Origin of the sequence: Pigmentiphaga litoralis, from assembly GCF_013408655.1 — a bacterium.
Classification (GTDB): domain Bacteria; phylum Pseudomonadota; class Gammaproteobacteria; order Burkholderiales; family Burkholderiaceae_B; genus Pigmentiphaga; species Pigmentiphaga litoralis_A.
Genome location: NZ_JACCBP010000004.1, coordinates 1 through 13,422 on the forward strand (window position 1 = coordinate 1; position 13,422 = coordinate 13,422).

Consider the following 13,422-nt stretch of genomic DNA (forward strand, 5'->3'; position numbering starts at 1 on the left):
CTCAAAGAACTTGAAGGTTGGATATGATCCTTCCTACAAATTTACTTCTATGAGCACTTGATTTCATTGGGCTAGTCGCTTGCGCAATCCGAGGACTGCGCCGCTCAACACGCGCACTGACTTCAAGTGCCCACACTTATCGGCTGTTTAATTTTTAAAGAACGGGTACTGCGGTATTCGGTGTTGCTAACTTCGGTACTGCAAATTTCGTACTGCTGAACCACTTGCTTCGCTGCGCCGCTGACCCAACTTTCGTTTCGTCGTTTGCTGCAGCAAGCCTGCTATTCTAAACCATCTTTTCGCGTCGTGCAAGTCGCCTTGCTTTGCTGCGGGCGCCGCGTGTTTCGCTGCGCTGGTTCTTTACTTCGTACTGCGTTGCCGTTGAATTTCTTCATCAGCACAGAAGCGAGATTATGAAGGAGTTTTTTACGCTTGTCAAACCAGTGAAACATTCAAAGTTCTGAAAATCAAACTGCGAACACTCAACTGCCAGACACCGTCACTACCGCACTGCTGCTCTTCAGAACCCGCTGCACCGCTGCTGCCTAGGCAAATCGCGTTGCGTTTTGCGTTTGTTCCGTCGAGCCAATGAATATAGCACGGGTAATTTTCCATTTGCAAGCCGGAGCCAGCTTTTTCCCTAACTATTTACGGGTGACGCCAAAAAAGGCCGGTCAGGTCAGGGCAACGCGTCAGATTCGCGCCGCCTTCACCTCTTCCACGGCCTTAAGCGCTTCCCTGCCGTAGTTCCCCCGCCTCCGTTTCCCTGCCTTACTTATTGCGAAACTCCGGCTTCCGCTTTTCCATGAACGCCGTCATGCCCTCTTTCTGGTCGTGCGTGCCGAACAGGGAGTGGAACATCCGGCGCTCGAACAGCAGGCCGTCATTCAGAGGCGCTTCGTACGCGCGGTTGACCGCTTCCTTGGCCATCATCACTGCGGGCAAGGACATCGACGCAATGACCGTTGCGGCGTCCATCGCCTCTTCCATCAGTTTGTCGGCGGGAACCACACGGGACACGAGGCCCGCGCGCTCCGCTTCGGCGGCGTCCATCATTCTTGCGGTCAGCACCAGGTCCATGGCCTTGGCCTTGCCCACCGCGCGTGGCAGCCGCTGGGTCCCGCCGGCGCCCGGCAGGATGCCGATCTTGATTTCGGGCTGGCCGAACTTGGCCGTGTCTGCCGCGATCAGAATGTCGCACATCATGGCCAGCTCGCAACCGCCCCCCAGTGCGTACCCTGCCACCGCGCCGATCACCGGCTTGCGGACCTTGCGGATGGTTTCCCAGTTGCGGGTGATGTAGTCGGCGCCAAAGACATCCATATAGGTCCAGTCTTTCATGGCGCCAATGTCTGCGCCGGCGGCGAACGCTTTTTCCGACCCGGTGATCACGATCGCACCAATGTCCTCGTTCGCGTCGAAGGCGAGCAACGCGGCGCCCAGCTCGTCCATCAACGCGTCGTTCAGGGCATTGAGCGCCTTGGGGCGGTTCAGGGTGATCAGGCCAACACGGCCTTGGGTGTCGGTCAGTACCAGCGATTCGCTCATGAAGACGTCCTTGCTGAAAAGTAGTGGCGGGTCGGCGCGTCGCAGGCCCGATCCCTGGGTTCGACTGCTACTAGACCACACCTTGTGCGCGGCTGCACCCGGAGCTTGCCCGGATCTTAAGTTTCCCCTAAGTCTGCGGCCGGATCATGCATCCCATACCAAACCGTTTCGTGTTTGACGATTCAGATCAGGAGTCACCATGACCACCCCGTTCAAGACCACCCCCCTTGTCGTTGCCGTGATTGCCGCCGGTGTGTTCGGTGCGGCCGGGGCGACTGCCTTTACCCGTACCGTGTCCGACAGCGCCGTGACCTCGACCAGCCAGGTCGCCACCCCGGCCGCTGCACCGGTGGGTGTCGTGACGCCGCCCGACTTTTCGCAGATCACCGATCGGTACGGCCCGGCCGTGGTCAACATCAGCGTAAGCGGCATGACCAAGGTCGCGGACCAGTCCGATGACGGGGACGATCCGCTCGCCCAGTTCTTCCGGCAGGACCCGCGCCAGCAGCGCCAGGTGCCGGTCAAGGGCCAGGGTTCGGGATTTATCGTCAATGCGGACGGCATCATCCTGACCAATGCCCACGTGGTGCGTGATGCGAAGGAAGTGGTCGTCAAGCTGACCGACCGCCGTGAATTCGTGGCCAAGGTGCTGGGCAGCGATACGACGACCGACGTGGCCGTGCTGAAGATCGACGCCAAGAATCTTCCCGTGGTGGCGCTGGGCAATGTTGCCGACTTGCGTGTGGGTGCCTGGGTGCTGGCCATCGGTTCGCCTTACGGCCTGGAAAACACCGTGACCGCTGGCGTGGTGAGCGCCAAGGGCCGGTCGCTGCCCAATGACGGATCGGTGCCGTTCATTCAGACCGATGTGGCCGTGAACCCGGGCAATTCGGGTGGTCCGCTGTTCAACGCCCGGGGCGAGGTGGTCGGCATCAATTCGCAGATCTACAGCCAGACCGGCGGCTACCAGGGCGTGTCGTTTGCGATCCCGATCGACGTGGCGACCAAGATCAAGGACCAGATCGTGGCCACCGGCAAGGCGCAGCATGCCCGGTTGGGGGTGACCATTCAGGACGTGAACCAGGCGCTGGCCGATTCGTTCAAGCTGGATTCGCCATCGGGCGCCCTGGTGTCGAGTGTCGAGAAAGGCAGTCCGGCAGACAAGGCGGGGCTGAAGGTGGGCGACGTGATTCGCAGCATCAATGGCAAGCCGGTGATCGTCTCCGGCGACCTGCCCGCGGTGGTGAGCCTGGCGATGCCAGGTGAAAAAGTGACGCTGGGCATTCATCGGGATGGCGGCACGCAGCAGCTGACGGCCCAACTGGGCGATGCCAGCAAGGTGCCGACCAAGACCGCATCGGCCAAGGATGACGCCACCAAAGGCGGCAAGCTGGGATTGGCCCTGCGCGAACTCGATCCGCGCGAGCAGCAGGAACTGGGCGCGCCCGGCGGTTTGCTGATCGCCCAGGTCGGCGGCGCCGCCGAACAGGCGGGCGTGGAACCGGGTGATGTTCTGCTGTCGTTGAACGGAACGCCGGTGTCGACGGTGGAACAGGTGCGCGCGCTGGTGACCAAGGCTGGCAAGAACGTGGCCCTGCTGGTGCAGCGCGGTCCGAACAAGATCTTCTTGCCGGTGAGGATCGGGTAAGCCGGTTTCGATCGGCGGTTTCGATCGGCGGTCTCGATCGCCGGCTTCGATCGGCGGCGTCGTTCCGCAGCGTCGATCGGCGGCTTCCGTAAGGTCGATCAGCGGCCTCCGTAAACACGACGCGCTGACTGGCTCACCATGTAAAAAGCGCAGCGTCATTGAAAAATGCTGCGCTTTTTTGCGCGCGACGGATCGACAGACCTTGAGCAGTGGCGCGTTGCCTGCCAGCCAGGCAGTCAGTCAGTCCGGCACTCAGTCAGGTAGCCAGTCAGTCACACCGTCAGGCCGTCCGCGGTGGTGTCGTCACCTGCTTGACCGCGGCGACCGCGCCCGCCACGTTGTCGGCGACTTCCTTGCTCACTTCCTTGCGGTAGCGATTCAGGTCCTGCACCGTGGCAAAGCTGCGATCCAGCAACAGCGACATGTTGTGGAGGATACGGTCGGCCACCTTGGTCTCCCATTCCTTGTCGAAGTTGATCTGCTGGTCCAGCCAGGTTTCAAGCCAGCCCGGTTCCGGCACGCGCGACTGGATCGTGTCGTTCGGGAACAGATCCTTGTTCACATGCAGATTGGTCGGGTGCAGCGCCTGGGGCGTGCGGCGCGCCGACGCCATCAGCACGCCGATCTTCGAAAACGCGGCCCGGGCCTGGTCGCCCAGTTCCTTGCTGCGGCTGGTCAACGCGCGCTTCATATAGCGCAGGTAGGCGCCGGCGTGGCGGGCTTCGTCTTGCGAGATCAGGCGGTAGATGGCTTTGATGACCGGTTCGGTATGCCATTCAGCGGCGCGCCGATACCAGTGATTCAGGCGGATTTCGCCGCAGAAGTGCAGCATCAGCGTTTCAAGTTCCGGCGCGGGGTCGAATTCGAAACGCACGTTGTGCAGTTCGGCTTCGGTCGGCACCAGATCGGGACGGAAACGGCGCAGGTATTCCTGCAGCACCAGCGAATGCTTCTGTTCTTCATAGAACCAGATCGACATGAACGCGCTGAAGTCGCTGTCATGGCGGTTGTCGCGCAGGAACATTTCGGTCGCCGGAAGCGCCGACCATTCCGTGATCGCATTCATCTTGATCGTATTGGCCTGTTCGTCGGTCAATTTGACGGCCTCGAACTGGTCCCAAGGCACGTCCTTGTCCATGTCCCAACGGACGGACTCCAGCGATTTGAACAATTCGGGGTACAGCATAGCGAGCCTTTCTTTCTTATGGATCAATAGGTTGCACGTGCCTGTACGCCGCAGCACAGGGGCACGATATCGTTCGCCCAGTGACCTCTTGATGACGGGATTCCGTCAGACCGTCAAATCCGGATGAAGTGCCGGCCGCACCTTGCTTCGAATGACTTGTGGCAGCAAGGACCCTGCAAAGATGCCGACGAAACCGCCGATCAGCCCCGCCAGCTGAGGGGGAAAGACCTCGGCATAGGCGTTTCTGCAGATGAGCCAGCATACGACACCCAGCAAGGAAGATGCCAACGCTCCTTGCGTGGTGGCGCGTTTCCAGTACAACCCCATGAATAAAGGCACAAAGGCGCCGACCAGGGTCACCGTGTAGGCGCCGGCAACCATTTCATAAATGCTGTCGGTGGTATTCAATGCAAAAGTCAGCACGCAGGCGGCAAATACCACCACCGACACGCGCATCGCCCGCAGGAATTTACGGTCGTCCATGGTGGGCATCAGGTGCCGCAGGATGTTTTCGGCAAAGGTGGTGGATGGCGCGAGCAAGGTGGCCGAGGCCGTCGACATGATGGCGGACAGCAAGGCGCCGAAGAAAAAGATCTGCGCCAGCGCCGGCATGCGTTGCAGGATAAAGGTCGGCAGGATCTTCTGGGGGTCGTCCTGCAGCAGGGACGTCACCATGTCGGGCATCACACCGAATGCCGACAGCGCGATATACATCGGAATGAAGGCAAACAGCAGATACAGCAGGCCGCCAATGATCGGACCGCGCTGCGCCGTCTTGACGTCGCGCGATGACATCACGCGCTGGTAGACATCCTGCTGCGGGATGGACCCCAGCATCATGGTGACCAAGGCGGCAAAAAAGAACAGGATGTCGTGCGCGTTGGCGGGCGGCGCAAAACTGAACAGGTCGCGGCTGACGGCCTGATCCATCACCGGACCGATGCCCCCGGCCAGGTCGGTCGCAAAGTAGGCGATGGTGAACAGGCCCAGCACGATCACGATCATCTGGAAGAAATCGGTCAGTGCGACCGACCACATGCCGCCGAACAGCGTGTAGGTGGTGACGATGGCGGCCCCAACCAGCATGCCCTGCGTCTGCGAAAACATGGAGGGATCGAGCATGTGGAACACCAGCCCCAGCGCCTTGATCTGGGCGGCCACCCAGCCGAGGTAGGACACGATGATGGCGACGCTCATCAGCACTTCGATCAGGGTGCCGTAGCGTTCGCGAAAGTAATCGCCCAGAGTCAGCAGGTTGTGCTGGTACAGGCGCTTGGCAAAGAAAAGCCCGACCAGCACCAGGCAGAAGGCGGCGCCGAACGGATCTTCGACCACGCCACCCAGGCCGTTCTTGATGAACACGGCCGACACGCCCAGCACGGTTTCGGAACCGAACCAGGTCGCGAAGGTGGTGGCTATGACGATATAGAGGGGAAGCGAACGCCCGGCGACCGCGTAGTCGGCGGACGTTGACACCTTGCGCGCGGCAAAGAGCCCGATCGCGATGGAGGTCAGCAGATAGAGAAGAACAAAGCCCAGAACCATGATCGCGCGCCGTCAGTTCGAAACAAACGGCGCGAGTATCGCACGCAGACCCACGGGGGTCCCAGGTTTATCGCAAGCCTGAAGTCGCTTTAACGGGACAGTGCCCACAAAGCCACAGCTACCGCGGTGGCGACCACGCCGGTCAGTGCCGCCAGCAGTCGATTGCCGTGCTGCTGGGTCTGGCGCAGACGCACCATTTCCAGGCGCAGGGCTTCGCTGTGCAGGGGTTCGGCCAGGCGGGCATGCAGCAGGCGGGGGAACTCGGGCAGCATCTGCGCCCACTGTTCCGCTTCGCGCTTCAAGCCGTTGCGCAGCGCCTTGAACCCGACCCGTTCCTGCATCCAGTTTTCCAGATACGGCTTGGCCGTTTTCCAGAGATCCAGCTTGGGGTCCAGTTCACGGCCAAGGCCTTCAATGTTCAACAGGGTCTTTTGCAGCAGCACCAGCTGCGGCTGGATTTCGACGTTGAAGCGGCGCGAGGTCTGGAACAGGCGCAGCAGCACCTGGCCCAGGGAAATCTCGGACAGCGGGCGGTCGAAATACGGTTCGCAGCAGGCGCGGATGGCGCCTTCGAGTTCTTCTTCGCGCGTTTCGGGCGGAGCCCAGCCCGATTCGATGTGCAGCTGCGCCACCCGCCGGTAGTCGCGGCGGAAAAAGGCCAGGAAGTTCTGCGCCAGGTAGTTCTTGTCGAATTCGGACAGCGAGCCAACGATGCCGAAGTCGAGCGCGATATAGCGGCCGAGCGATTCGGGCCGGTCGGACACGTAGATGTTGCCGGGGTGCATGTCGGCATGGAAGAAGCCGTCGGCAAACATTTGCGTAAAGAAGATTTCGACGCCGTCGCGCGCCAGCTTGGGCAGGTCCACGCCGGCTTCGCGCAGGCGGCCCACGTGGTTCACCGGAATGCCGTACATGCGTTCCATGGTGAAGATGGACGCCGAACAATAGTCCCACATCACTTCCGGCACGATCAGCAGGTCGCCGCGGGGGCCTTCAGGCGAAAAGTTGCGGCGCAGCTGGCTGCAATTGGCGGCTTCGCGCAGCAGGTCCAGTTCGTCGTGCAGGTAGGTGTCGAATTCGGCAACGACTTCGGTCAGCTTCAGGCGTTTGCCGTCGGGCGACACGCGCTCGATCATCCGTGCCAGCGCCCGCATCAGCCGCATGTCGTTGTCGATGATCGGGCGCATGTTCGGGCGCAGCACCTTGACGGCCACGTGGCGGCCGTCGTGCAGCACCGCGAAGTGGACCTGGGCGATCGACGCCGAGGCCACCGGTTCGCGCTCGAAGCTGGCAAACAGCTGGTCGGGATGGCGGCCGAGGCCCTTTTCGATGGACGCGATGGCGACGGCCGACGGGAACGGCGGCACGCGATCCTGCAGGCGGGCCAGTTCGTCGGCGATGTCGGCAGGGATCAGGTCGCGCCGGGTCGACATGACCTGGCCGAACTTGACGAAGATGGGACCCAGCGATTCGAGCGCCAGACGCAGGCGTTCGCCGCGCGGGGCGTCGAGCTTGCGGCCGAAACGCATGATGCGCAGGCCACGGGCCGTCCAGGGATGGCGGATGTTGGACAGGACCAGGTCATCAAGACCGTACCGGAACATGATGGCCATGATCCGGACCAAACGCAGCAAGGTGAACATCCGGCCTTACCCCTTGCTCTGGCTGCGGACGCGGCGCGCCTCGACGGCGTCGAGCCGGGCGGCCAGCGCATCGACACGCTTGGCGGCACGTTCGCTGTCGTCGCGGATCTTGCGCACGCCGGCGCTCCACGCTTCGAGTTCGTACGACGACGCCACGGCGCCGCTTTCTTCGGACAGGTATTCCGCGACGTTTTCGGCAAACCGGCGGGCACCGGTGCGGGCGCCCTGGGCCACACCATGGGCGAAACCGAACAGACGCGCGGCCGGGATGTCGCCGATGACCTTGGCCACGTCGTCTTCGGCGTCCCACCGCAGATCGCGCGCCAGGTCGCCAATCACGTGGGCGAGCGCGGCGTCGCCATCGATGCGCACGGCGCTCATGCGCTGCGCGGTGTCGGCCGACATGAGCGCCGACAGCTTGTCAGTCGCCACAGTCAGGGTGACATCGGGGACGGCATCGGCCGAAGCAAGCATGACGCCGCCCTGCTCCGTGACCTGCAGTGTCAGGGTGCCTACGCCAAAAATCAGGCGGGCGACTTTTCCGGCATGAGGCGCAAGGCGCGCCTGGGCCCAGGGCTCACGAGACAACAGCGCGTCGAGCGCGCGGGCAGCAGCGTTGTAGGGACTCAAGGCGGGCAAAGGCATAGGGGACACAGAATGACAAACGCCCGTCCGAGGACGGGCGTTCCACGGGGTTCAACCCGTGCAGTTTACCGGCTGTTGAGGACAGCCGGCCTTCGTGCGGACGTTTATTGCGTTACCGGAATCTGCTGGACGCCAGCCAGCAGCCAACCGCCTTGCTGGGGCTTGAACAGGTTCCAGATTTCCTCGAAGCGGAAGGCTTCCGCACCGGGGGCCTCGCGCAGCATGCCGGAGTAGCGCACGCTGGCCAGGTGGCCGTCGGACACGGTTTCGATGCCCAGCAGTTCTGCGTTGAGCAGCACCACTTCGGTCACGTTCTGGCCTTCGCGCTGTGCCAGTTGCTGGCCCAGTTCGGCGAGCAGGTCGTCGGTGACGAGTTCACGCATTTCGTTCGTATCGCCGCGATCCCACACCGCCTGCAGCTTCACGAAGTGCGCCTTGGCGTTCTGCAGGAAGTTGGAGGTGTCGAAGTCCGAAGGAATGGTCCACTCGCCCAGCGCCGTTTCAACCGGCGGTGCCGCGACGACGGCAGGTGCCACGCCCGCAGCGGATGCCGAAGCAGGCACTGCAGCGTCGGACTGACGCGCCATGGGAGCCGTGTCGTCAGTACGCGACTGGAACGGCGAGTTGCGATCGTTGCCACCGGCAGCCGCACCCTGGAAGGCGTGTTGCTGACGCTGGGCGCCTGCGCCGCGGAAACGGCGGACCAGGAAGATGACCGCGAAGATGACCAGCGCGATCAGCAGCATGCTGCCGATCATTTCGGCCATGGCCGCGCCCATGCCCAGGTGCGAGAACAGCGCTGCCAGGCCGAGGCCGGCGGCGATGCCCGCGATCGGGCCCAGGAAACGGCCCATGCCGCTGCGTGCGCCTGCCGTGGCGGCCGCGCCTGCTGCGGCACCCGCTGCCGGCGCTGCCGCCTGCGACGTGGTGTTGTTCTGTTGTGGCGTGCGTGCAGGCGGGGGCGCCTGGCGCGTCACGTTGCTGGATTGACGGCCGATGCTGCTGCCGCCGCCAGCCCGCTTGGCTTCGGCGTCGGCCACCACCAGCATCGAGCTGGCGCTAACCATGATCACCAGAGCCGGCAGGATCTTGGACAGGAAACGTCGAGACATTGTGTGTTCTCTCCTCTAATCAATGTCATGTCGGGCAGGAATCGATTTTTGCAAGACCGGGTCTTCCCCGCAGAAGGCCATGCCGCAGAAATCTTCCTGACAATAAGCTGAAATGTAGCGGACTATCGTAAAAGGTCCAAGTGAAACCGGGACCTTTTATGGCCGATCGGTTGCAAGGTGCTTCACGATCGGCCCGCCGCCGGTCAGGCGGACTCGGATTACAGCGACACGCCTTCGTGCAGCGCCACCAGCCCCGCGCTCAGGTTGAAATATTGGACCCGCGACAGGCCGGCTTGTTCCAGCATGCCGGCCAGGGTTTTCTGGTCGGGATGCATGCGGATCGATTCGGCCAGATAGCGGTAGCTGGCCTCGTCCTTGGCGACCGTCTTGCCCAGCCAGGGCAGGATATTGAAGGAGTACCAGTCGTAGGCGGGCTGCAAGGGCTTGGCCACGCGCGAAAATTCCAGCACCAGCAATTTGCCGCCCGGGCGCAGCACGCGCTTCATTTCCGCCAGCGCCCGGTCCTTGTGCGTCATGTTGCGCAGGCCGAACGCGACCGTGACGCGGTCGAAGTAGCCCGACGGGAACGGCAGCTTTTCGGCGTCGCAGACGGCGGTGGGCAGGAGCACGCCCTTGTCGAGCAGCCGGTCGCGGCCGACCCGCAGCATGGAATCGTTGATGTCGGTGAGCCAGACTTCGCCGGTGGGGCCGACGCGCTTGGCGAACGACAGGGCCAGGTCGCCCGTGCCGCCGGCAATGTCCAGCACCTTCATGCCGGGGCGCACATTGGCGCGGCCGATGGTGAAGGCCTTCCAGACGCGGTGCAAGCCGCCCGACATCAGGTCGTTCATGACGTCGTAGCGGGCCGCCACCGAATGGAACACCTCGGCCACCTTGCGCACCTTGTCGTCTTCAGCCACTTTCTGAAAGCCGAAATGGGTCGTGCCCGACGCATCAACGGACGCATCAACGGACTTGTCGGCTGACGGATCGGCGGGATAACGGGGATCACTCATTGGCGGGTTCCTCGGCGGACTTCGGTAATGGCGGGTTCGGACGGCGCGGCCGGGCTGTTTCCGTGGTCGTGGCCACATGCGTGGCCGTGCGCGTGGTCATGCCCGGCGGGCGCCGCGGCGCCGCCGGCATCGGCCGGATCGCGCGACGCACCGGCCGCTTCCAGCTGCGCCAGATAGGCCTGCCAGAGCGTGTCGTGGTTGTCGCCCAGGTCGTACAGGATGTCCCACGAGTAGATGCCCGTGGAATGGCCGTCGGAAAAGGTGGGCTGCACGCCGTAGTTGCCAACCGGCACGAGTTGGACGATCGTGACGTCTTTCTTGCCGACCTGCAGCACTTCCTGGCCAACACCGTGGCCACGCACTTCGGCGGACGGGCTGTGCACCCGCATGTGTTCGAACGGCAGGCGGAACACCTTGCCGTCGTCGAATTCGACTTCAAGTACGCGGGACGCGCCATGAAGTACGAATCGGGTGGGAATGGGGGTATCTTTATTGAGGCCGGCCATGGACATTCTCGGTGACAGACCGTCATGGTAGCCCAAGCCGCAGCGCGTCAAGCCGGCCAGGCCGGGGCGCCAGCCGCGCTGTAACGCATCGACTTGAAAATGAAGGCTTGCGATGCACGCGGATGCCCCAACACGAAAGAGTTGCGCAGCGATTCGCGACCTGTGATTTGCGTGCGCTGGCGGGCCGGACTGCCTATCGGCCCGATACATAATTTCAATCATACGGCTAGATAATATAGCTATAATTTATCAAAGTCGCAGATGTGCTGCGGCGCCCACTGGAGAAACCAAGCATGATCCACATCAACAGTCAGATCCCCGCATTCAAGGCCCAGGCTTTCCACAACGGCAAATTCGTTGAAGTCACCGACCAGACCCTGAAGGGCAAATGGTCTGTGTTCATCTTCATGCCGGCCGCCTTCACGTTCAACTGCCCGACCGAAGTCGAAGACGCTGCCGACAACTACGAAGCCTTCCAGAAGCTGGGTGCCGAGGTCTATATCGTGACCACCGACACGCACTTCTCGCACAAGGTGTGGCACGAAACCTCGCCCGCCGTCGGCAAGGCCAAGTTCCCGCTGGTTGGCGACCCCACCCACTTCCTGACCAACGCTTTCGGCGTGCACATCCCCGAAGAAGGTCTGGCCCTGCGTGGCACGTTCGTCATCAATCCTGAAGGCGTCGTGAAGACCATCGAAATCCATGACAACGCCATTGCCCGTGACGTTCAGGAAACCCTGCGCAAGCTGAAGGCTGCCCAGTACGTTGCGAACAACCCTGGCGAAGTGTGCCCGGCCAAGTGGAAGGAAGGCGAGAAGACCATTGCCCCTTCGCTCGACCTGGTTGGCAAGATCTAAGTACTACCCGTCACGCAATCCTTAGTTGCTGGCGCGAGGAGCTCCACGCGCAGCTCCTCCTTTTTATCTGGGAACACCATGCTCGACTCAACCATCAAGGCTCAGCTCAAGGCGTATCTTGAACGCCTCCCCGGTCCTATCGAACTCGTTGCAGCGCTGGACGACAGCGCTTCGAGTACCGAGATGCGTGGCCTGCTCGAAGACATCCTCGACTGCTCACCACAAGTGTCGCTGCGCGAAGATGTCTCGGGTGCCCGCGTGCCGTCCTTCGCCATCACGCGTCCAGGACAAGCGCCCCGTGTGCGCTTTGCCGGGCTGCCGCTCGGCCACGAGTTCACGTCGCTCGTGCTGGCGCTGCTGCAGGTCGGGGGCTATCCGCCCAAGGTGGAAGAGTCGGTGCTGGCCAACGTCCGTGATCTGGCAGGTCCGTTGAACTTCGAGGTCTATATGTCCTTGTCGTGCCACAACTGCCCGGACGTGGTGCAGGCGCTGAACGTGATGGCTGCGGTCAACCCCGATGTGAACGTGACGACCATTGATGGCGCCCTGTTCCAGTCGGAAGTGGCCGAACGCGAAATCATGGCGGTTCCCTCCGTCTATCTGAATGGTCAGGTGTTTGCCTCGGGCCGCATGACGGTCGAGGAAATCGTGGCCAAGCTCGATACCAATCGGGAAGCCAAGGACGCCGCGCGTCTGGCGGCACAAAAGCCGTTCGACGTGCTGGTGGTGGGCGGTGGCCCGGCCGGCGCCGGCGCAGCGGTGTATGCCGCCCGCAAGGGGATCCGTACGGGCATCGTGGCTGATCGTTTCGGCGGCCAGACCAACGATACCCTGGGCATCGAGAACTACATTTCGGTCAAGGAAACGACCGGTCCGAAGTTTGCGGCCGACATGCTCGAACACGTCAAGCAGTATGGCGTCGACGTCATGAACCTGCAGCGCGTGGCAAAGATCATCCCGGCCAGCGAGCCGGGCGAGATGATCGGCGTGCAGCTGGAAAACGGCGCGCTGCTGCAGTCGCGGTCGGTAGTGCTTGCTACGGGTGCGCGCTGGCGCAATCTGAACGTGCCCGGCGAAGAGGAATACAAGAACAAGGGCGTGGCGTACTGCCCGCACTGTGATGGTCCTCTGTTCAAGGGCAAGCGCGTGGCCGTGGTCGGCGGGGGCAACTCCGGCGTCGAAGCGGCAATCGACCTGGCCGGCATCGTGGCCCACGTCACGCTGATCGAGTTCGGTGAACAGCTCCGCGCCGACGCGGTGCTGGTGTCCAAGGCCAAGAGCCTGCCGAACGTGACGATCCTGACGCGTGCCAAGACGACCGAAGTCGAGGGCAAGGACGGCGTGGTCAACGCCCTGCACTATGAAGACATGGCGACGGGCACGACGCACCGCATCGAGCTCGAAGGCGTGTTTGTGCAGATCGGCCTGGTGCCGAACACGGATTTCCTGAAGGATTCCGTGACGCTGAATCGCTTTGGCGAGATCGAAGTCGACGCCAAGGGCCACACCAACCTGCCAGGCGTTTTCGCGGCAGGCGATGCAACCACGACGCCGTACAAGCAGATCGTCGTGGCGGCGGGAGAAGGATCGAAAGCGGCACTGAGCGCGTTCGATTACCTGATCCGGTCGAGCGTGGCCGAAGCGGCGTAATGCAGGACTGACCTGACCGGTCGACAAGGAAGCCTCCGTTCGCGGAGGCTTTTTTGTATGCGTGCC

At 62.5% G+C, this 13,422-nt stretch carries 11 protein-coding genes; 3 read left to right on the top strand and 8 right to left on the bottom strand.

Annotation, left to right across the window (positions count from 1 at the left end):
• Nucleotides 1-771: 771 nt before the first annotated feature.
• A complete protein-coding gene (locus HD883_RS26815; protein ID WP_179591006.1) occupies nt 772-1,548 on the bottom strand; it encodes an enoyl-CoA hydratase in 777 nt (258 codons plus the stop codon).
• Between the two features lie 199 nt (nt 1,549-1,747).
• On the opposite strand from HD883_RS26815, the gene HD883_RS26820 reads away from it, so the two are divergent.
• Nucleotides 1,748-3,196, top strand: a complete 1,449-nt coding sequence (locus tag HD883_RS26820) for a DegQ family serine endoprotease (protein ID WP_179591004.1) — start codon at nt 1,748-1,750, stop codon at nt 3,194-3,196.
• 280 nt (nt 3,197-3,476) lie between these two features.
• Here HD883_RS26820 and HD883_RS26825 read toward each other — a convergent pair whose 3' ends face one another.
• From HD883_RS26825 to HD883_RS26855, 7 genes are all read right to left on the bottom strand, one after another.
• Complete coding sequence (locus HD883_RS26825) at nt 3,477-4,382, bottom strand: ferritin-like domain-containing protein (protein WP_179591002.1); 906 nt, start codon at nt 4,380-4,382, stop codon at nt 3,477-3,479.
• A 105-nt stretch (nt 4,383-4,487) separates the two neighbouring features.
• Entirely contained in the window at nt 4,488-5,927 is a 1,440-nt protein-coding gene (locus tag HD883_RS26830; RefSeq protein WP_179591000.1) for a sodium:solute symporter family protein, read from the bottom strand.
• A gap of 89 nt (nt 5,928-6,016) precedes the next feature.
• The gene (gene ubiB / locus HD883_RS26835) at nt 6,017-7,570 is read right to left on the bottom strand and encodes a ubiquinone biosynthesis regulatory protein kinase UbiB (RefSeq protein ID WP_179590998.1); all 1,554 of its coding nucleotides are present in this window, start codon (nt 7,568-7,570) and stop codon (nt 6,017-6,019) included.
• Between the two features lie 6 nt (nt 7,571-7,576).
• A complete protein-coding gene (locus tag HD883_RS26840; protein WP_179590996.1) occupies nt 7,577-8,215 on the bottom strand; it encodes a ubiquinone biosynthesis accessory factor UbiJ in 639 nt (212 codons plus the stop codon).
• 104 nt (nt 8,216-8,319) lie between these two features.
• Nucleotides 8,320-9,327 carry a Tim44 domain-containing protein gene (locus HD883_RS26845; RefSeq protein ID WP_179590994.1) on the bottom strand — a complete coding sequence of 336 codons (1,008 nt, stop codon included), beginning with the start codon at nt 9,325-9,327 and terminating at the stop codon, nt 8,320-8,322.
• A 218-nt stretch (nt 9,328-9,545) separates the two neighbouring features.
• Nucleotides 9,546-10,343 (bottom strand): bifunctional demethylmenaquinone methyltransferase/2-methoxy-6-polyprenyl-1,4-benzoquinol methylase UbiE, encoded by a 798-nt coding sequence (ubiE, locus tag HD883_RS26850; RefSeq protein WP_179590992.1) that lies wholly within the window; start codon nt 10,341-10,343, stop codon nt 9,546-9,548.
• Nucleotides 10,340-10,849 carry a gamma-butyrobetaine hydroxylase-like domain-containing protein gene (locus HD883_RS26855; protein ID WP_179590990.1) on the bottom strand — a complete coding sequence of 170 codons (510 nt, stop codon included), beginning with the start codon at nt 10,847-10,849 and terminating at the stop codon, nt 10,340-10,342. The genes ubiE and HD883_RS26855 overlap by 4 nt, the downstream gene beginning before the upstream one ends.
• A 293-nt stretch (nt 10,850-11,142) precedes the next feature.
• Here HD883_RS26855 and ahpC point away from each other — a divergent pair, with 293 nt between their 5' ends.
• The gene (gene ahpC, locus HD883_RS26860) at nt 11,143-11,706 is read left to right on the top strand and encodes an alkyl hydroperoxide reductase subunit C (protein ID WP_179590988.1); all 564 of its coding nucleotides are present in this window, start codon (nt 11,143-11,145) and stop codon (nt 11,704-11,706) included.
• A 78-nt stretch (nt 11,707-11,784) separates the two neighbouring features.
• Nucleotides 11,785-13,356, top strand: a complete 1,572-nt coding sequence (ahpF, locus tag HD883_RS26865) for an alkyl hydroperoxide reductase subunit F (RefSeq protein ID WP_179590986.1) — start codon at nt 11,785-11,787, stop codon at nt 13,354-13,356.
• The last annotated feature ends 66 nt before the right edge of the window (nt 13,357-13,422 follow it).